General features: G+C 42.8%; 28 protein-coding genes and 1 pseudogene. 3 read left to right on the top strand and 26 right to left on the bottom strand.

Annotation, left to right across the window (positions count from 1 at the left end; genetic code table 11):
- Nucleotides 1–21: 21 nt before the first annotated feature.
- The 3 genes from F1325_RS08000 to F1325_RS07990 are packed head-to-tail and all read right to left on the bottom strand — an operon-like array spanning nucleotide 22 to nucleotide 4451.
- Nucleotides 22–603, bottom strand: coding sequence for a hypothetical protein (locus tag F1325_RS08000; RefSeq protein ID WP_160230295.1), 582 nt, complete (start codon nucleotides 601–603; stop codon nucleotides 22–24).
- Nucleotides 603–1199, bottom strand: coding sequence for a hypothetical protein (locus tag F1325_RS07995; protein ID WP_160230294.1), 597 nt, complete (start codon nucleotides 1197–1199; stop codon nucleotides 603–605). The genes F1325_RS08000 and F1325_RS07995 overlap by 1 nt, the downstream gene beginning before the upstream one ends.
- Nucleotides 1200–4451 carry a phage tail tape measure protein gene (locus F1325_RS07990; RefSeq protein WP_160230293.1) on the bottom strand — a complete coding sequence of 1084 codons (3252 nt, stop codon included), beginning with the start codon at nucleotides 4449–4451 and terminating at the stop codon, nucleotides 1200–1202.
- A 124-nt stretch (nucleotides 4452–4575) separates the two neighbouring features.
- Between F1325_RS07990 and F1325_RS07985 the strand changes: the two genes are divergently transcribed.
- Nucleotides 4576–4767, top strand: a complete 192-nt coding sequence (locus tag F1325_RS07985; protein WP_004242485.1) for a YqaE/Pmp3 family membrane protein — start codon at nucleotides 4576–4578, stop codon at nucleotides 4765–4767.
- Between the two features lie 24 nt (nucleotides 4768–4791).
- On the opposite strand, the gene F1325_RS19335 is transcribed toward F1325_RS07985, so the two are convergent.
- The 18 genes from F1325_RS19335 to F1325_RS19325 form a co-directional block, all read right to left on the bottom strand.
- Nucleotides 4792–5022: a phage tail assembly protein T gene (locus tag F1325_RS19335; protein ID WP_432277994.1), complete on the bottom strand. Its 231-nt coding sequence runs from the start codon at nucleotides 5020–5022 to the stop codon at nucleotides 4792–4794.
- A 44-nt stretch (nucleotides 5023–5066) separates the two neighbouring features.
- The gene (locus tag F1325_RS07975) at nucleotides 5067–5483 is read right to left on the bottom strand and encodes a hypothetical protein (RefSeq protein WP_036900961.1); all 417 of its coding nucleotides are present in this window, start codon (nucleotides 5481–5483) and stop codon (nucleotides 5067–5069) included.
- Between the two features lie 64 nt (nucleotides 5484–5547).
- The gene (locus F1325_RS07970) at nucleotides 5548–6135 is read right to left on the bottom strand and encodes a hypothetical protein (protein WP_244313564.1); all 588 of its coding nucleotides are present in this window, start codon (nucleotides 6133–6135) and stop codon (nucleotides 5548–5550) included.
- Nucleotides 6136–6222: 87 nt separating this feature from the next.
- Nucleotides 6223–6564 carry a tail completion protein gp17 gene (gene gp17 / locus F1325_RS07965; RefSeq protein ID WP_160230291.1) on the bottom strand — a complete coding sequence of 114 codons (342 nt, stop codon included), beginning with the start codon at nucleotides 6562–6564 and terminating at the stop codon, nucleotides 6223–6225.
- Nucleotides 6565–6569: 5 nt separating this feature from the next.
- The gene (locus F1325_RS07960; protein ID WP_160230290.1) at nucleotides 6570–7043 is read right to left on the bottom strand and encodes an HK97-gp10 family putative phage morphogenesis protein; all 474 of its coding nucleotides are present in this window, start codon (nucleotides 7041–7043) and stop codon (nucleotides 6570–6572) included.
- Entirely contained in the window at nucleotides 7033–7362 is a 330-nt protein-coding gene (locus F1325_RS07955) for a phage head closure protein (protein ID WP_160230289.1), read from the bottom strand. Before F1325_RS07955 ends, F1325_RS07960 begins: the two co-directional genes overlap by 11 nt.
- Before the next feature lie 8 nt (nucleotides 7363–7370).
- A complete protein-coding gene (locus F1325_RS07950) occupies nucleotides 7371–7697 on the bottom strand; it encodes a head-tail connector protein (RefSeq protein ID WP_160230288.1) in 327 nt (108 codons plus the stop codon).
- A complete protein-coding gene (locus F1325_RS07945) occupies nucleotides 7697–7897 on the bottom strand; it encodes a hypothetical protein (RefSeq protein ID WP_160230287.1) in 201 nt (66 codons plus the stop codon). The genes F1325_RS07950 and F1325_RS07945 overlap by 1 nt, the downstream gene beginning before the upstream one ends.
- Nucleotides 7898–7942: 45 nt before the next feature.
- Nucleotides 7943–9157: a phage major capsid protein gene (locus tag F1325_RS07940; protein WP_160230286.1), complete on the bottom strand. Its 1215-nt coding sequence runs from the start codon at nucleotides 9155–9157 to the stop codon at nucleotides 7943–7945.
- Nucleotides 9158–9168: 11 nt separating this feature from the next.
- Nucleotides 9169–10020 (bottom strand): head maturation protease, ClpP-related, encoded by an 852-nt coding sequence (locus F1325_RS07935; RefSeq protein WP_160230285.1) that lies wholly within the window; start codon nucleotides 10018–10020, stop codon nucleotides 9169–9171.
- Between the two features lie 5 nt (nucleotides 10021–10025).
- On the bottom strand, nucleotides 10026–11348 hold the full coding sequence (locus tag F1325_RS07930) for a phage portal protein (protein ID WP_160230284.1): 1323 nt from the start codon (nucleotides 11346–11348) through the stop codon (nucleotides 10026–10028).
- The gene (locus F1325_RS07925) at nucleotides 11349–13091 is read right to left on the bottom strand and encodes a terminase large subunit (protein WP_160230283.1); all 1743 of its coding nucleotides are present in this window, start codon (nucleotides 13089–13091) and stop codon (nucleotides 11349–11351) included. It lies immediately after the preceding gene.
- The gene (locus F1325_RS07920; RefSeq protein ID WP_160230282.1) at nucleotides 13045–13512 is read right to left on the bottom strand and encodes a phage terminase small subunit P27 family; all 468 of its coding nucleotides are present in this window, start codon (nucleotides 13510–13512) and stop codon (nucleotides 13045–13047) included. Before F1325_RS07920 ends, F1325_RS07925 begins: the two co-directional genes overlap by 47 nt.
- A gap of 118 nt (nucleotides 13513–13630) precedes the next feature.
- Nucleotides 13631–13969, bottom strand: coding sequence for an HNH endonuclease (locus F1325_RS07915; protein WP_036937620.1), 339 nt, complete (start codon nucleotides 13967–13969; stop codon nucleotides 13631–13633).
- Nucleotides 13970–14001: 32 nt separating this feature from the next.
- Nucleotides 14002–14310 carry a hypothetical protein gene (locus F1325_RS07910; RefSeq protein WP_160230281.1) on the bottom strand — a complete coding sequence of 103 codons (309 nt, stop codon included), beginning with the start codon at nucleotides 14308–14310 and terminating at the stop codon, nucleotides 14002–14004.
- A gap of 31 nt (nucleotides 14311–14341) precedes the next feature.
- Complete coding sequence (locus F1325_RS07905; RefSeq protein ID WP_108716960.1) at nucleotides 14342–14551, bottom strand: hypothetical protein; 210 nt, start codon at nucleotides 14549–14551, stop codon at nucleotides 14342–14344.
- Nucleotides 14548–14769, bottom strand: a complete 222-nt coding sequence (locus F1325_RS19330) for a hypothetical protein (RefSeq protein WP_244313556.1) — start codon at nucleotides 14767–14769, stop codon at nucleotides 14548–14550. Before F1325_RS19330 ends, F1325_RS07905 begins: the two co-directional genes overlap by 4 nt.
- An 81-nt stretch (nucleotides 14770–14850) precedes the next feature.
- Nucleotides 14851–15132: a hypothetical protein gene (locus F1325_RS19325; RefSeq protein WP_244313555.1), complete on the bottom strand. Its 282-nt coding sequence runs from the start codon at nucleotides 15130–15132 to the stop codon at nucleotides 14851–14853.
- A 435-nt stretch (nucleotides 15133–15567) separates the two neighbouring features.
- Between F1325_RS19325 and hchA the strand changes: the two genes are divergently transcribed.
- Entirely contained in the window at nucleotides 15568–16419 is an 852-nt protein-coding gene (hchA, locus tag F1325_RS07895; RefSeq protein ID WP_115065288.1) for a glyoxalase III HchA, read from the top strand.
- Nucleotides 16420–16482: 63 nt separating this feature from the next.
- Here the strand turns inward: hchA and F1325_RS07890 are convergent, their stop codons facing one another.
- The 5 genes from F1325_RS07890 to F1325_RS07875 all read right to left on the bottom strand — a co-directional run bounded on the left by F1325_RS07890 (nucleotide 16483) and on the right by F1325_RS07875 (nucleotide 18313).
- Nucleotides 16483–16944: a lysis protein gene (locus F1325_RS07890; RefSeq protein ID WP_160230280.1), complete on the bottom strand. Its 462-nt coding sequence runs from the start codon at nucleotides 16942–16944 to the stop codon at nucleotides 16483–16485.
- 2 nt (nucleotides 16945–16946) lie between these two features.
- Complete coding sequence (locus tag F1325_RS19165) at nucleotides 16947–17105, bottom strand: hypothetical protein (RefSeq protein WP_167514939.1); 159 nt, start codon at nucleotides 17103–17105, stop codon at nucleotides 16947–16949.
- On the bottom strand, nucleotides 17087–17557 hold the full coding sequence (locus F1325_RS07885; RefSeq protein ID WP_160230279.1) for a lysozyme: 471 nt from the start codon (nucleotides 17555–17557) through the stop codon (nucleotides 17087–17089). Before F1325_RS07885 ends, F1325_RS19165 begins: the two co-directional genes overlap by 19 nt.
- On the bottom strand, nucleotides 17557–17826 hold the full coding sequence (locus F1325_RS07880; RefSeq protein ID WP_046334538.1) for a bacteriophage protein: 270 nt from the start codon (nucleotides 17824–17826) through the stop codon (nucleotides 17557–17559). The genes F1325_RS07885 and F1325_RS07880 overlap by 1 nt, the downstream gene beginning before the upstream one ends.
- Before the next feature lie 64 nt (nucleotides 17827–17890).
- Nucleotides 17891–18313 carry a hypothetical protein gene (locus F1325_RS07875; RefSeq protein WP_160230278.1) on the bottom strand — a complete coding sequence of 141 codons (423 nt, stop codon included), beginning with the start codon at nucleotides 18311–18313 and terminating at the stop codon, nucleotides 17891–17893.
- Nucleotides 18314–18956: 643 nt separating this feature from the next.
- On the opposite strand from F1325_RS07875, the pseudogene F1325_RS19550 reads away from it, so the two are divergent.
- Nucleotides 18957–19079: pseudogene (locus tag F1325_RS19550) on the top strand (helix-turn-helix domain-containing protein); the annotation flags it as partial.
- Nucleotides 19080–19118 lie beyond the last annotated feature (39 nt).

Here is a 19118-nt window from a genome sequence, read left to right as displayed (position 1 = left end):
TCCCCGTTTTCTTAAAAATAACTATTTATAAATAAATGCAGGTGCATCTTTCTTGCTGCCCCAATAAATAGCCCGTTCAGCCATTTGAGCAACATAACGAAAGATACGATCACCTTGCCGTCGAGATGACCACGACTCATCGGTGAATCTATCGGGTAACCCGATTGACCATCGTTCGAATCGATTAGAAACATTAACACATACGGCATTTTCTTCGCCAGATACCACATTGATAGATGTGATTTGTCCAACAAATAAGACTTCAGCAAGAAGCGGGTTCCCCTCTTCGCCGATGGCGACCATCATCAATCGCACTTCGCGTCCTCGACTTTGCTCATTCATCACCATTCCCACCAGCGATTTATCAAAACCGGCTAATTTAAGCTGTAATTGTGGAGGACTGGTTGTCTTATTTTCTTTTAGCTGACTGATTTCACCTAAACTTCCTACACCTAAATAGGTTTCCCCCGCAATAATCAGTTGCCCAACACCGGTATGCGCACAGGTGACGCCTGATTTCAAATCGAGTCTGGCGGCTAAAATGATATAAGCCCCCCCATTAATCGCGTTGACCATGGCATCAGAAAATGGATGATATTGCATTAGTACAACACCTCCTCAAAAGATAACGTGATATTGGTATACCCCAAGCGACGATGCTGAAATTTACCCTGTTCATTATCAACGAGCCGAAAAATCCCAAAAGGTCGCTCAACCTCGAGTATTTCATTAACGGTAGGAGACATTCTTAACATCGGTGAAATAGGGATACTTGCATACCCCTGATTATCACTGACCACATCCGCCACCACCATTTTGAGTTCATTGCCCACAGTTAAGCGATCCCCTTGTTGTAACACGCGCATATTGCGCTTCCAGTCCTTTGTTTCTAGTCGATGACCTAATTGGCTTGGTATTGCAACACGAGGCGAACCATACCCATAACGCCCTTTTCTTATCCAACTGGCTATTTTGACTCGCCCCGACATGCCATCCAATGAAGCCACCAGCGCTTCTAACTGGCGCGATTTCTCTTCATTTAAATTATTGAATGTCAGCTCACAACGCCAACGACTCCCCGGAAAGCGTACCGTTTGACTACTTCCATTAAATGGCGAGGTAAAGGTTTTGCTGTTACTCAATAATTGCCAGTTTTCCTGTGTGGGGATCACCGCTTTTGGCCATTCAAGAATAGACATTTAAACTCCTAATGTTCTACGTGCTGCGCCATTACTTTGAAAGTCTTGTAACATCATCGCGTGAGCTTTCTGTGCACCAGCTTCTGTCCCTTGTTGTGCGGCTTCTTTCATTGCCTGCGCAAGTACAGCGTCACCATTTCCCGTCACCGTAATATGATTAACGACGGTCATTTGTACACCACCTGCACGGGCTAACGTCGGTTGTGGTGTAACGGGTATTCGCCCTGCGACCGCCCCCACAAAGCCACCTGAAGCATAACCTTGCGCCGCATGCATTAAGCGATAGAGATTGCCGACACCCAATTTAGCCGTCGCTTCTTTGGTAAAAACAAACTCACCACCATGTACAATCCCTTTAGGTTCGAATTTTCCGCCATGCCCCGTATAACCACCGTAAGCATGCCCTTTGCTCATCCATCCCATATCAAAGCCCATTGCCTGCCCGCCTGCTTCAATGGCTTTGAAAATCAGCATTTTCATCACCATTCGAGTGATATCGGAAATCACCGCATTGGCAAAATCTTTAAAGCTTCCTTTGCCCGTTAAAGCAAAATCGGCTAATGCATCAGACATATTATTAAGGGCATTGGTAGTGACGTTTCTGACGTTCTCCATCACATCCATGGCTGACTCACTGAAATCCGATAAGCCTTGTTTTAATCCCGCCATCGGATCACCTTTCATGGCCTCTCGTTTCCTAAGCTCTTCCTCAATCTGCTGTTTAGTGAGTTCGACATTGCGTTGTAAGTTCGCCAGCTCTTTCTCACCTAAATCCACACTGGCTTGCTGATACAACACATCAATCTGACGAAGGGCATTGAGCTTTTCTTGCTCTGCGCGTGATTTTCCTATCAAGGAAGTTTCAAATTGCATCTGCTCAATTTCTTTACTGCGATCATAAGCAAATTGCGCAACCGAATTGGCACGCGCCAGATCATCAATGGCTTTCGCCTTTTCTTTAATCGTCTCAATGGCTTTAGAATCGATTTTTAAGATGGCATCAAACTTGTCTTTATTCTGTTTGATATCGGCTAATGCGGATGTGTATTCATTAAAGGAAGAGGTAGTGCCGTACAGCTGAATGCTTTGCCCATCCGCAATCAATGAGGCTTGTTTTTCCTCCAATTCCGTCAAGATTTTGGTGTACTGCTTGGCGTAATCAATGGTTGATTTTGGTGTTTTGGGTGGCTTAATTTTTTTAGACTGTAAAGCAAGTTGGGCTTCAATTTCAGCTTGCAACGCTTTGTCATACCCCATCATGTCCGGTGTAATTTTTCTACTCGCCAATACATCTTCTGCATTGAGTTTGGCTAAAGCCTTACCTTCTGCTTTAGATTTTTCAATAGTACGAAGAGAAGCATCGATTGATTTTTGTGCATCATCAGAAACAACAATTAACGATTTTGCCGAAAACTGCTGTTGCTCTTGGGTAGCTGAACGAATGGATTGTGCTAAATTATCAAAAGCAGAACCTTGTAGATGGAGTTTACCAATCAATTCATCAGATTTTACGGAAGCATCGTAAATACGGCTGGCATAAAGCGCATAGGCATTAGAGACCATCCCATTTTTTTGAATTTCAGCATCAAGCAATAATGCCATTTTTTTACGTGTAACTTCTAATTCTCTATTCTTTGTTTCAAGATCAGCTGTTACTTGGAGTTCATCTTTTCTAGCTTTAACTACTTCCGCTGAAAATGACTCATAATCTCCTGTATAATAAAAAGAGATACCTTTATTTGCCCCACCCAAATCCGATGATTTTTTTAAGTCCTCTTGCTTTCTCTTTAGCTCTTCTATTTTCTCAATTTGTGCATCTAAACCTTCAGCCAGTTTTCCGATTGAAGCTTGACGCTCTGCATCACTTAATTTGTTTAATGACTCCGTTGCAACGTCTAATGACTCTGCATACTCAAGAGTCTTTTGTCTTGATTGTTCTGCTTGTTGTTGCCACTCATAGTAAGCCATTGCCCCCGCGGTCAATAATCCTGTCGCAATCCCAAGAGGCCCACCAAGAAAGGCAAGTGCACCACCAAAACTTCGCCCTAATGTAGAACTGGCTCTTTGTGCCGCATTCAACCGTTGTATCGCTAATGTTTCTGCATTTGTGGCTGACACAATAATGGAAGACTGCGCTTTCATTCGCATTCGAATACTACTGCGTTGTGCTTCTGTCTGAGCGAGTTGAAGTTGCGCTTGTAAAGAACGCATTTCAAAACGGGCTAGCTCTAATTCAGCCGTCATCTTGACTTTTGTGGCTTTAGCGGCGATTAAATCTTGTTGAGCTTTTAATTTCGTTGCTGCGGCTTGTGCATAAGTGGCTTGAGTCCATTTGGCTATTTTTATTGCAATAGTCGTCATGGCTAAAGCTTCCGTTACTCTCATCACTTCAGAAAAATGATTCGATAATGCAGAAAGCCCCGTTGTTAAAAGCTGAGTCGCACCTGTACCTTGATTCGCTTCGCCGATAAATTTTGTTATCGCCGATTGAAGATTAGTAAAACCTTGGCTAACGGTTGTCACACTGGTAGCAAATTTTTTATCCACACTGTCGGCTACACGCTCTAAGGCTTGAATGACTTTTTCAATCGTCATTTCACCGTCTTGGGCTTTCTTCCTTAATTCGCCCACACTGACTCCCATGCCGTCGGCAATGGCTTTCGCTAACGCAGGGGTTTGCTCCATTACTGAATTCAGCTCTTCCCCACGTAACTGCCCCGAGGCTAATGCTTGACCAAACTGGGTTAATGCTGCTTGGGCTGCAGTTGCACTCGCTCCCGAAATCGCCACGGCTTTTGAGACGGTTTCAGTGAGTTCTGCCACTTTTTGCTGACTTAAACCTAACCGATCGGCATTATCTGCAAAACGTTGATAAACTTGTGTTGTAGCATCCAATGATTGATAGGTTTTTTGGGCAATGGTATAAACATCATTGGTCGCTCTGTTTAGCGATTGAGTGCTATCTGTGACTAATTTCAGTCGATTCTGTAATTCCGTCCAACCATCGGCATAATTAATCACTTGCCGTACAGATAATGCACCTGCTGCGACGCTCGCAAAACGAGTAAAGAGTGCCGAGGATTTTGCGGTTTGCGATACCATTCGCTCTTGTTGTACGGTGATAGCTTGAAGACTGACGCGAATACTTTGCCCAAATTGTTCTGTTTGGCGCTGGCTACGGTTGATCGCATTTGTAAAATTTGCCGTATTCAGCGTCAAATCAATATTTAATCTACCTAATGCTCCCGCCATAAATTAATTCCTAAACCTGAATAGAATTAAGATTTTCACACCATAAATGTGTAATAAATCAATTATATTCACTATTAATTTAATTATTGATAAACTGAAATTTCGAATACTAGAGGAGATATTTATGAGACTTATTCTGGCGTTATTGCTACCTTGGTTACAATTTTTCACGATTGGTCGCCCATTTGCTGGCATCTTCTGCCTTATCCTCCAAATCACCTTAATCGGATGGATCCCTGCGGCCATCTGGTCGGTTTATGCCCTTTCCCAATACAATACGGATAAAAAAATTGAGAAAATGTCTCGCGGTGGTTAACGATTAAGCCCCACTCATGTGGGGCTATCGATTAGCTAATACACTCTCAGTGACGTTGTCCCACAGCTCTTCTTCCGTAATTTTCTTCTTCCACATCGGCATAAAATCCACCAATTCAGGCGGAGACGTTTTCGGATCACGATTTATCATCGCGAGAAGATGTGCCACTTGTGCCATCCGATAATCCTCTCGCCATAAACCAAAGGGCTGTTTGCGATAAAAGGCCTCATATTCACACAAGTGGCTTTCAGGCATTTGTTCGATTTCTGCGAGCGTTTTTCCCAGTGCCAGCGACAATATCAGTTGAAATTGTCGCCGTTCTCCAAGTTTTTTTCACTGTTCCCCGCTTCTGCTGTAAACACCGCATTAGAGAATCCTTGCCCTAAACGATTAAGACCTTTTAAGTCTTCTTCATTTTCAGCATCAAAAAGCAGTTCCCCTTTTTCATCACACAACTTAAAGGCCAACATTCTGGCGACATCATATTCATCGTAGACACGATTTATCGCTTCATTAAATTGTTCGGGATCGTCTTCGTCTAAATAAATGTCCTGAGCCTCAGCAAGCTTAATTTTAATTTGACGAAGTTTACGCTGAATGTAATTCATGGTGCCAACATCCAGCTCTTTGACATAAAAGGTGTTGTCTAAATAGGTAAAAGGTGTCACTTTCAGTGCTTGGTTTAACACTAATTCACGCAATAACGCGTTAGACATAATCACTCCTAAGATTTTTTATCGAGAAGGGAGAAGAAAAATAATGAAAGAGGTGAATTAAGGGTTATTTCTTCGCATTCAAATAATCACGGCCAGACAATTTAATCGAGATCCCCGAATCCATCATTTGCCCCACACTGCCATCAATGTTCATGCCTGTTTCAACGGAGCCGTAATAAAACATGGAGCCTTCATCTCGCGTTAAGACCATTTTCACTGCGAATTTTTCTTTGCTGTTTTCATATTTACGCAAGAGTCGCTGCACATCACTGGAGCTATACCGTAAGAAAAAGGTCAATTTAATTGAGCCGTATTCCGTATCGCCGGATTCATATTCTTTGCCATCACTGCAAATGGTGGTGACATCGATTTGTTCAGTCGTTGAACCGTCTTTGCTGAAGCTTTTTACCGCACAAAAGTTATTAGACCATTGAATACGTTGTGCTTTGGCGTTTGCAAAATCCGTGGGTAACGTTTTATCACTCCAATCCACTTCGTCGCACAGGGTCACTTTGTTGCCATCAACCTGTGCAATGGGGAAACGCCCATCTAACTCCCCGAGTCCCGATAACATAATCATGTCATCCGCTTTCAACTTATTATTGGCGATGGTAATAGTTGCCGGTGATAACGTGGCTTCCGTCACGGTCATCGCCTCCCCTAAGCCGGTTTGCACAAAGATCTTCGTGCCGAGGAAAGGCGTCGCTTTATGGTTTTTTGACTTTGCCATATCCATTCCTTATTTATCTGATGAAATCATTAATTCAAGAACAAGCCGATGCAATTTGACATCCGCTTCATACCCAAAGACCGCATTCACCCGTTGTGCAAATGGGATTGTCGCAACAATCTGAGCCTCGATTTTTTTACGCAAGACCATAAGGGGCTGTGGCTGGAGCGCATACACATCAAGTTGCACGCGATAGTTATCTAAATCCGCATCCTCCAGCGCACTGTTAGGCGTGATGCTGGCAAACTGGATCACTATGGCGGGATAATGCCCTTTGCCTTCGGGTAATACCTGAAAAAAAACCCTTCCATCGACAAGCGGTGAAAGGGTCTCTTTTAATTGCTGTATCATGATCTCTACCTTGTTTTTTCAATATCCTCTTTGAGTGTTTGAACAATCACTTTAGCCGTCGCTTCCTTTTTCGCTTCAAAGCTGGGGCGCATAAACGGTTGTGCGGGCATCTTGGCCGTACCAAACTCAACAAACCACCAATAAAACGGATCATTTGGGTTCAATGCCGCACTTTTCCCCGTTGCTTGTTTAAAGGCAGACACTTTTTTACCCGATAATGATTTCACCCAAATACGCGTTTTGACTTGCCCATTGCGCTGCACTTTCGTTTTAGAACGAATATTGCGCTTGAGGGTGCCTTTGCGTCGATGCGGCACCGTTTCCTTAAGGATAGGCACTCGATGTTTGATTTCCTGCTTTAACGCCGAAGCACCTGCATTCATCGCCTTACGCGCACTTTGATTTCTGGTTTTACGGGCAATGTCTTGCATTCGTTGAGCGAGTTCAGACAATCCACTGATTTTAATCTCACCCATCATTCACGCCCTCTTTGCACATCAATTGAAGCTCACGATGACGCTCATAAGGGTCAATAATCGAAATAATATTAAATATTCGCTTACCCCATACAATACGCATTGAGGTATCAATATCAGCGATATAGCGAATAAGAATTCGCGTTGTGGCCTCGCTTTGTACTTGCTGAGCTTGAAAATATTCCCGTCCTTGATAAGGCATGATCGCTGCACGTACTTTCGTCGCATGATCCGTCCAAATCACATCACTGCCACTGATGGCATCGGGCGCTAATACTGATTTTTGAATATGAATAGAGTGGCGTAATCGTCCTGCACGCATAAAACCTCCTACAACCCATAAATCCGGTAAGGTTGAAGTAGTGCGGTGATCGCAAAAGGTTGTGTAGAAAAAGCTTGCCCCGAAATCACCCCCTCACGATTTTCATACCATTGCGCAATTAATAAGAGCATTGCCGCAATCACATCATCCGTTAAGAACAAGGCTTCAGGATCTTCTTGTGCTTTATCCATCTCCTGAGTTTTATGTAATGTTCGACGCGTGTAATTTTCAACATATTTCACGGCGGAACCGATATACAGCGTCAATAAATTATCGTCATCCGTAAAATCAGGATCGATATTGCAATGCTGCTTCACCAATTCGAGAGAAAGCATTATTTCTCCTTTTTCGCCTTAATATTTCTTTTCGGTTCGGGTTCGGGTTCGGGTTCGGTAACAAGATGTGTTTCTTCCTGTTCTTTGGCATAGCCTTTTTGGATTAACTCCCGTCCATGTTGCTCTAAGGTATCAATCTGCTCGCCTTCAAACACCACTCGTCCCTCAAAATAAATGGCTCGTAAGATGACTAATTTCATATCACCTCCAAAGAAAAAGCGGCCATAAAGACCGCCTTAGTTACATTAATCACTTGACGTTGCTACCGTAAAATCACCGTAAACAAAGGCTTCCGGGCGTTTGATCGCCAAAGCAAGACGCTCTTCACAACGGATAGAGATCATGTTTTTCTCAAAATCATCGGCGTTTTCCGTTGAAATCACCACATTCGTTTCTTCGCGATCAAAGAGCTGTGCACCCGCATTAAATGCCCCTGTTAAGAATTTCCCTTTAAACGCGGGGGTTTCTGTTGCCACAACCGGTAATCCCCATAAAGTCGGCCCTGTTAATGCGGAAGGATTAGCCAAAATATAGCGCCCCAAAGAGTCTTTGGTTAGTTCAATTTTCGCCCAGTCAATAAAGTGTAAAACGTGACCAGAAGCAGGGAAACGCGCCAATTGAGCTTGAAGCATGGCAAGCCGTAAATCATCGATACCGTTTTGTTTTTCAACCGTAAAGGAGGCTTTATATTGAGTGGCTTGTGGGATAATGCCGTGCAAATGAGCCCCAGAGCCATCACCAAATAAAATTTCTTGCTCTTCAACAAACTTCAATCCATAACGCATTTCTGCATCAATCAACGACTGCAACTGAGAAAAATCATCTAAGATTTGTTTAGACGCTTTAAACATATGAGCAATCGTCGTCACTGGCGTGATTTTAGTCGCAAAGGCAATGTCGCTATACGGCTTAGTGGTATTTTCAGGCGCAACCGCCGCCTTGTTGGTAAACCCCGTTTGCTGAACCCAGAAAATGGCGGGAGATTGCGTTTTACCTGACGCAATTAAGTCACGAATAAAAAGTCGTTGTTTCGGTGCAACATCGATACCCGACAAACGTTGTGGTTCAACTACGCCTTCGGCAACGCCCGTAGATGTTAATGCTGCTTGAACAGGAATTGAAACACGTTTGCCCCCTTGAATGCTGGAATTGATCTCTTTTAATACTTCAGCCGAGATCACTTGTTGACCAACACTTTTTACAACCAGCACCGCATTATTGAGTGGCATTTGCGCAACATGTTGTTCTAAATCCCCTAATGCGGCTTTCAGTGTTTTTTCAGATTCGCGTAGCGCATTTAGCTCGGTTGCCATTTTGTCTACGGCATGTTTCGTTTCTTCACTTAATCCACCTACTTTCTGCGCTTCTTTTAACGCTTCTTCAGCTTTGGCATTAAAATGCTGATTGGCTTCTTCAATTTTTGCCGATAGGTTTTTTAATAATTCATTTGTCTCTGACATAGTCACTCCAATTACTTAACGCAGGCAAAGGCGGTCACCGCCTCCTCCAATTTTGACAGGATTTCAGGATTAATATCGCAGGTAGCGCTTGGCATACCATTAGATTGGGAAGTAGCGCTCGGCGTACTTCGGGTTAATGCACTAATTAGTTTTCGTCGTTCAGCACGAGGTGTGTTGGTTTTGGCAAGTAGCGCATCCAGTTTTCGGATCGCGGCTTGGGGACTTTCATCACCTTCGTCAATCACATCGGCAGAAAGTAGGCTGTCCGCAAATCCCTTTTCTATCGCTTCACTCGCACTGATATATGTTTCGTTGTCCATCATCTGACTCACCACGTCACTCGATTGCCCACTACGTGCAACATAGATATCGGTCATCGAGGCATCAAAAGGAGCGAGATCATGAGCAAGTTTTGCAAAGTCGTGACGATTTCCTACCCCCATTGCCCAACAGTTATGGATCATTAAAAAGGCACCGCGCCCCATTTTTATTTCATCCCCTGCCATCGCAATAATGGACGCAGCGGAAGCGGCAATGCCCAAAATATTGACCGTTACCTTGCCACTGTGAGCACGAAGCAAGTTATAAATTGCCAACCCTTCAAACATATCGCCCCCTGGACTATTGAGGTTAACGACAATATCTTGCTCACCAATGGCACGAAGCGCGGCGGAAATCCGTTTAGCGGTGACACCTTCCCCCCAATAATCTTCTCCAACGACGTCCAATATCGAAATCGAGTTATCCGCATTGGATGCTCGAATACGGCTATTCCATTTATCCAGTGCTTTGGGTTTCAGCTCATAGCGAATCGATGCGCAGGGGCGATCCTCCAGCGCGACTGGCAACTGATTTTTTTTCATAACGATTACTCCTCGGGACGAGGTGGATTGGATTGAGATGGGGTTACAGGCTCACCTTCAGGAAATAACCAGTTAGTGATCTGTGCTTTGAGCTTTTCAGCTTCATTGTTCGTGATGTCTTTTCCGAGCTGATCCAGTGGCGTTAAATTAAGCTGAACCGTATAAATATCGCCCCCTTCAATAGGCGGTAAATTCTCTAACCGTCGAACATCATTTCGGCTCATCCAGCCATTTTGTAACGCTGTTGTGTAATAAGCTGAACGTCCTGCACTGTCTGCACGTAATAAGCCCTCAACAGAAAATTCCGCATAATAATCATCATCACTGTCGAGTAAACAACGATTAATTTCTTGCTCAATATTGACCAATAAGGGACGTAGTGTATTAGTCAAAAACTGCATATTCATCCCTTCCACACTGGATGCCCAACTACTTTGCTTATCGGCATGCCCCACCATAAAAGGTGGAACGCGGAACCAACGGCAAATTTCCTCAATGCTAAATCCGCGACTTTGTAATAATTGCGCAGTTTCAGGGTTCATGGTGACATTTTGATAAGACAAATCCGCTTCGAGGATCATCACCTTTCCAGCATTTTTTGAGCCGGTAAACGTCATTAAATGCTTTCTTAGGCGTTCTCGTTGATCGGCTTTCAAGGCATTCTTTGACGTTAATAATCCACTGGTTTGTAATCCATTTTCAAACACTTTTCCGGCCGCTTCATCCGTCGATAACGCGGTACCAATCACATCACGCCCAATCTGAATCGGTATCATTCCGCACACACCGTCCATACCAAACCCTCGAATATGCATCATATTTTTAACGGGAATAACCCGTTTATTCGATTTAGGCGTGGTATAGGTATATTCCAACTGCCCATTTTCCAATCGTTTTACCGTCATGTTTTGAGGTAATAACGGTTGAAGTGAAACCAACTTTTTCCCGATATAACATTTTTCAATAAACGCATTTCCTCTTAAACATAAGCTGGCAACAACCATCAACATAAAGCGAGAAGGTGTCATTTCTGCATTGGGTTTTCGGCATAATACGGTGTAAGCGGGATGATGTTTCGCCAGTTCGCGCGAGCCATCCGCCTTCGTTTGATAGATTTTCAATGGCAATGTCGAAATAGATTCACTGAGTAACCGAACGCAAGACCATACCGCAGACAGCTGTAATGCATTATCTGCGGTGACCACCTTGCCACTGCTACTCTTTCCAATCCATTCTTCCCAAAAGGCGCCATCAGTTAAACTAATGGGTATCCCCATCCAATTGAGGATCGCCGATTTTATTCGGCTCTTTTTTTTCACGTTACGCATTTAGATCCCCACAATAATTGGGTTATCAAAGAAACCATCAATATCCCCTTCATCCTCGAATTCCCCTTCCGCAGCACCAATCGCCATTGCAGAGGCCACCACTCCATCAATTCGACCCGTGCTTTTTTTCTTGGCAAAGACGCGGTTATCTTTTTGGTCAGCCTCAAGCACAGCGGATGCGGCATTCCATCTCAAACAAGGATTGGCGTGGATCTCAATCTTCTTGTCATCAATGAGCTGTTCAAACAGTTCGATAGAGTGTGGCATCCACAGCCCTGAATCTTTGGCTTTGTAAAATCCTTGTCCATGTTGGATTAAGGGAACCGTCACCCCCACTTCATCGAGTTTGGGTACAAGGTATTTAATGCGATAAGGGTCAAAGGCAATGGCTCTCATGTTGACGTGCATCGCCATCTCAGCGATACGTTCTGCCACAAATTCATATCTCACCGCATTCCCTAGCGTGGTATGCATAAAGCCTTGCCTTACCCATAAGTCATAAGGCACTCGGTCGGTTTTCGCCCTATCCAATAAGGTGTCTTTGGGTGTCCAAAATTCAACATAAAGACGTTTGAGGCGAGGAAAATACAAGGCTAATGCGGTTAAATCTTTAGTTCCCGATAAGTCCAATCCGCCATAACATTCTTCACCTTGAAGATCATCGAAGGTGAACGTGTTTTCACACTGCATCCATGTTTCACTGTTAATCCACGGATTATCGGCATCCACCCACTGGCAAAAATTAAGCCGACGCACAATGCTTTCTTTTGCGGGCATACCTCGAGCTTGTGTCACTTGTTCACGTAAGTAGCGATCAGAAAAGGTGTAGCCCAATGACGGATTGGCTTTCCCCCAGCAAGACTCATCCTTAAAGGGATCATCGCCCTCATCCAGTGAGCAAATATAGGAAAAGAAGCTGTCGTCTTCGATAGTGCCTTCGGCAACTTTTCGTCCGTATTCATGATAGTCATAACACACACTGGTTTTATCATGCCCACTATTGGTGATCATAAATATCAAGGCTTGTCGCCGACCTTTTGTGCCCGCTCGCATCATCTCAACGGCGGTATTATTTTTATGCTCATGAATTTCATCTATCAGCGCACAATGGGGACGAGGCCCTGATTGCCCATCATCTGAGCTAATCGGGCGAAAGAATGAACTCGTTTTCAAATAAGCCAAGTTCCACTCTTTACCTGTTCCGCCTGATTTGGTGATCCGCTGACTTAATGCGGGAGATTGATCAACCATCGCCACCGCATCACGAAACAAAATCATGGCTTGGTCTTTTTTCGTGGCTGCCGCATACACTTCGGCACGCGGTTCACTGTCGGCGACTAAACAATACAACCCAACGCCACCTGCCATCGGGGATTTTCCTGAACCTTTACCTGATTCAACGTACACCATGCGAAATCGGCGTGTGCCGTCTGTCATTTTCCAGCCAAAAATAGAGCCAATCACAAAGCATTGCCAAGGCAATAAAATAAACGGTTTCCCTTCATGCTCCCCGCCATTGAGCTTTAAGACTTTCGCGAAAAAGTCGATCACCCTTTTGACAGCCTCAACATCCCAGACTAATCCTCGTTGCTCGGCTTCATTTAAGTCTTTGAGATGACGTGCACATGCATGACGAATATCAGGCCCCGCTAAGATTTTGCCTTGATGCACGTCTTGCGCGTATTGCGTTGCGGGATCAACCGAAATATTGGTTGAGCGGATCTTCCTCTTCTTCTCCACCATCCATCTTCACCTTCGAACGAGCGGCGGGGGTTAAACCAAACTCGACTAAATAACTTTTAAAGCGGCGATCTGCATCAGCCAACATGGCTACGGCAGGATTCGCTTTAATTAAAAAATCCCCTGATTGCGTTTTTGTGATGTATGTCCGACCTTCAATGGCAATGGTGTCTCGTAATTGAAGAATATCAGCGTAGATATCACACAGCCGTTCTAATGCCAGCGTGTCAGCCACAGTTAAAACGCCCATTCCATCGAGTAGTAAGGTTAATTTTGCCCACGCCATTTTCCCCCAATCCGTTAAATGTTCGGGTGGGCTTGGAATTTCACGTTTAGGTTGGGGTTCTTTATCGTTGAGTTTTCGTTTTCCCGGATTACCGGTGACCACCTTCAAGTGGGTCGGTTTCGGGCGTCTTCCTGCCATCGGAACCTCCCAGAAAAAAACTTTTCATTTCGCGGTTGTACACACAAATGAGGGCGCTAGGTAATCAGGGCGAAAGTGTCTGAACTTTTACCCCGCCCCCACCCTGTATTTCATGGTGTTATTGATGCCAATGAGAATTGGGATCGAGTGGAATACCATCCGCATTACAGCCAATGACTTTGCCACTCTTTTCGATACGTTGTTTGGTCGAGTTATGATGCAGTTCGCATAAGCTTTGAAAGTTATTTTTATCCCAGAATAAAGCTTGGGCTTTTGCGATACGTTCTTTATCACCTGATTCAAGCGCTTCTTTAAGACGATGCGGAATAATGTGGTCAACTACTGTGGCCGCAGTAATGCGCCCTTGCTCTTGGCACATAACACAGAGCGGATGCTCATTAAGAAACGCTAATCTCACTTTAGCCCAGCGACCACCATAGACATTGCGTTTTTTCATGGTTTATTCTGTTTATTATTCTCTTCTACTGCTCATTCTACCTCAATCAGTTTAACTGGTTTCTCACCAGCCTCATGACACCAATTATTATATTCACTGACAGCACGCATGAGATCACTATCCGTCCGTCCAATCTTATCAACTAAGAAAGTTAAGCTCTCAGTATCAAAAACAACAACTTCTGGTGGAACATGATTGATATTCCCTTTCTGGTGAAGAGAATAGATTACTGCTCGCAGTTCATTTATAGCCTTAGATCTTTCAAGATGCTGTACTTTGATTTTGTCAAGCAAGACCTTACAACGTCCTATGGCTTCATAGTTAATCTGTTTATCTGACATAATGTTCTCCAATAAAAAAGATCACTAGGGTCTATTTTGTTTTCTCTTTAGCAAATTTACTCGCCCATACTTTGGCGATATGCAAGCAATCGTCAAACATTCGCCCTTTCTTACTCGCTTGAGCGATTCGGCGATAATGATCTACTGCCATGTAGCTTGCTCTCTGGGTGACAGATAAAGAAAAGCCGAGCTTCTTTAACTCGGCCTGTATGTTCTTTTCTATGAATTGTTCGTGGTTCATGCGGGTTCTCCTCCATCTGGAAAATCACCCATATCAGGTAAAGTAAGTTGTGATAAATCAATAATGGCTTTCTTTGCTTTGCGTATTTTCTTCAAATGACGCTTGCGCAAATTCATCAGGTCACTACCTTTCTTACCAAAATTTTCAAAAGACCAATTATCCGCCGCTACTAATCTATTTTGCATTTCGTTAATGGTAAGGCTTTTGAGCTCATCCATATCAAGATTTGCTAGCTCTGCTTGAGGTTTTGACTCCTTCTCAGCTAAGTCTAGTAACCAGCGTCGAAGTGCTTTAGCAATCTAAGTTTTAGAGAGAATACCGACTAAATGAGCACCTCTAACCGAAAATATCCGCACTCTTTTATTTTGTATCTCATTGTTTTTACTACTAACGGTCAAATTGACCGTCTGAGACATGCCATCGGTAAACTCATCTTTATTTCGATTAAAGATACGAGTTACTGATGATTCATCTTTGTATCCAAGCAATTCTGAAAGTTGCTTGTTGGTAAACCAGATTTTTCCATCCCCCTTATCAAATGGGGTGATTTTATGACCTTTAAAAACTAAGGATTTATTCATAGCGTATTACCTTCATTTGAAATGAACCCTCGTTCACATAGAAAATCAGCCCGTCGAAGCTCGCCAGCTATAACTGACTTCCTCGAAGGCTCATATCAAAGTGATTGGATTCGACGTTTGTGAATTGCTCTGTGAATGAGCGATGAAATGCGTATAAAAAAAGCCACCAGCGATTAACTGATGGCTATCCATATACGCCACTCAATGAATGACGTTTGTAGAATTAAATATATTGATGTCTTTCCATCGTCACGCCTGTTCTTCTACCTAACGTTAGCATTGCTAGTAATATCAAACATCACAATAAAAATGAGAATAATCAACGACTCTTACCTATCCTTTCAGGATATTGACACCCATTATTGCCTTGATTAAAAATAGTTAATAGTTGCAAACATAGTAACCACAGACCAGAGTAACAATAAGGAATAGACTATGACCGTTCAATCAAATAAGAACCCACAGATTGATATGGCTGAAGATAATGCATTTTTCCCTTCAGAATATTCACTAAGTCAATATACCAATCCCGTTTCTGATCTTGATGGGGTGGACTATCCAAAACCGTATACTGGCAAGCAAAAAATTCTAGTGATTGCTGCTGACGAACGTTATTTGCCAACAGACAATGGTAAGTTATTTTCAACGGGTAACCATCCGATTGAAACCTTATTACCTTTGTACCATCTGCATGCTGCTGGTTTCGAATTCGAAGTCGCGACTATTTCGGGTTTGATGACAAAATTTGAATACTGGGCTATGCCACGAAAAGATGAAAAAGTGATCTCATTTTTTGAACAACATAAATCTCAATTCCATAATCCAAAAAAATTGGCAGATATTGTCCAAAACCTAAATGCAAATAGTGAATATGCAGCAATATTTGTTCCCGGTGGTCATGGCGCTCTTATTGGCTTACCTGAAAGTAAAGATGTTGCTATCGCACTACAATGGGCAATCGAAAATGATCGCTTCGTTATCTCTCTTTGCCATGGTCCAGCCGCTTTTCTTGCGCTTCGCCATGGTAATAATCCGCTAAATGGATATTCGATTTGTGCATTCCCAGATTCAGCGGACAAACAAACACCAGATATAGGCTATATGCCAGGTCATCTAACTTGGTACTTCGGTGAAGAACTGAAAAAAATGGGAATGAATATCGTCAATGATGATATTACTGGCCGAGTACATAAAGATCGTAAGCTTTTAACCGGCGACAGCCCTTTTGCAGCTAATGCACTAGGTAAGCTTGCTGCACAAGAAATGCTAACAGCTTATGCGAATTAATGCCTAATACGTGACTTTACATATTAATTTAATTAGCCCTAGCACTCACTATGCAGGGCTTTTTTATTTCGCACACTCTTGTCTTACATAATCCTGCAATCCTCTAATTATTTTTTCTGACTCTGCAATTCGCTCTCGGAGTAACCAATAATTCCGGATAGCGGTGTCAGTAGGTCGGGCGGTGGTTGCAGAAGCCAAGCTGGTGGCGGAAGTGGTTTTGCTTTTTGGGCACTCGGCTTTGATATACACCCGCTCAGGATGACGCTCGCTAATATCACGCAAGCGACTAATTTCATTCTTGGCATTCGCTAACTCCTGCGTATATTGAATATCCAACTGATTTAATCTCATTATGCGTGCTTGATAATCAGTATTAATAGACTTCTGTTCTTCAAGAGCCACTGTCAGTTTTTTGTTGGTATCTATCAGTAAATTAATCCTGTTAGCTTGCCAGCTAATCACCCAATAGCCACCCACAATAATGCCTACCATCGCAATGACAGCATAGAGTTTCCCGTATTTCATGATTAGTACCGATGATGTGAGAGTGCAATCTGACAGCGTTTTTCTAAACTAACGTGATCTTTAATACATGAGTTATCAATCGAGAGATAAATGCCACCAGCGACTGTAATGAGTAATACAAGGATAAAGCCGATAATGACGATTAAAGGTTTCCATGACATAGTGCTGACTCCGCCTCTCGACGACTGACAAGCCCTCGCCAAACCTTTCCGCCTGCATAAACCCAACGTTTTATTTCTTCACAGGCACCCGCTCTATCACCCGCATTTAGTTTCTTAAGTAATGTTGAGCGAGCAAATGCAGTTGTTCCCACATTAAAAGCAAAGGAATATAAAGCAGCTTTGGTGTAGTCATCGAGTGGGACTTTGATTAATACATCGACTTGCTGTTGTGTCTTAATAAAATCGTTTTGTAATAACGTATCACATTCTTGTTGTGTGTATATCTTACCTTGAATAATGTCTTTGCCTGTGTGCCCATAACAAACCGTTAGAACGCCTGCCACATCACGATAAGGTTCATAATGCACACCCTCAAAATGGGCGATGACAACTAACGCGATTGCTGTTGCTCCCGCAGTTGTTAGCGCAGCTATTTTCTGTTTGAGAGACATTAAATATCCTTTGGCGCTTTCACCATTAATTCAGCAAGCCTTTTTAACGTTTCAGTCGGGTTTTGTGGATCAACATGACGAACAAGCTCTTCAAATAATTGAGTGCGTTTTCGCTGCTCTCGACGAGTCATAAAATAAGTAGCTAAACCGAGAACCATGCTAAACGCCATCCCGATAACAAATCCCCATTCATATAATGAGAGGCTGGCAAAAAATGCCGTTAAGCCTGCGGTTCCATAAGTTACATTGGTTAATTTTTCCATACGCATAGTCACCCCCTGAGGAGTGTCCGTTGATAATTAGTGTGAGAGAGTTAAAGTGAAACGATAAAAATTAGGCGGGTATTGATACTTTAAGTGCTTTTAATAAACCTTCAGGCAACTGCTCTTCAAGTGACGCATTAGAAACAATCACAAGGCCGTACATGGATATCCATGTATTCGTTTGTTGTAAGTGTCCCTGAATAAATTGCTTCGCTTTCTCTAACAAATAAACACAGCTCTCTTGTGTATTTTTGCGCCAATAAGATTCAATCGCCACCAGCAATGGGTCGCCTGCATCATTAATCTTTTGTGTGCCGATTCGATATTGCTTTTTACCTGCGGGAGATGTCGTGCAAATTAGTTGTGTCAGTTGTTGAGTTTCACCATCAGCCGTATGGATATTCGCCGTTAAAATGGCTGAAGTATTCATTTCACTGTCTGTTTCTGAGGCATAGTGAAGACTAAACTGTAATTCGCTTATCTCTTTTGACATAACATTTACCGATTTATTTTAGTTAATAAGGAGCCGACTCACAGCTCTTGTGTGAACGGTATAAGTGGGTGTTGATTCTGTGGTCGGCGTAGACGGAAAGGCTACAAGGTAACCTTATTTAATTTAGGGTTGAATATATTAATGAGAATGATTATCATTAATATATATCAAATTGACAGGTTTGATATGAATTAGTACGACATGACTTACATTGCTTCTTGCGTTTATTTTATATGCCGATATGACTCCTAGCGTATCGGCATTTTTTTATTGTGTATAAAGTATTTCCCTCACAATCAAATGTATCTGTTCAAATTTGATATAACATAGTTATAACACAAAAATAAATCTAATCTGACAGACCACTCCGTACTAAAAGCAAAGTTGCAAACATTATTGTTCACCTACTATATTAAAGACAACATTTCTGTGATTTTATACACAATAACAGCCTATGAACACATCGCTTTTACTTCATGATTTAATAAAAAAACTATCAATCAAATAAAACACAGTTTACCCAGAAAAGCCATCAATCGAACAAAATAAAAACAAACAAGTTCCTCACAGGAACTAATACATTCCACTACGGAACCAATTGTGTTATATTACCTGAACTGAAATCAATAGGAACAATTTTGTCATGTCCAGAGTAGAAAACATTACAACATATTCAAGTATTTGCTTAATCCTTTTACGTGAACTGCGAATAGAGCGAGGAACACACCAAGCCCAAGTAGCTGATTTGATAGGTAAAACACCTAGCGCATGGACGAAAATTGAAGCTGGTAAGAGTCCTCTACAG

It is taken from the genome of Proteus columbae (assembly GCF_009914335.1).
Classification (GTDB): domain Bacteria; phylum Pseudomonadota; class Gammaproteobacteria; order Enterobacterales; family Enterobacteriaceae; genus Proteus.
The sequence above is the reverse complement of the archived record's forward strand: the minus strand, read 5'-3'. Positions and strand labels throughout refer to the sequence as shown.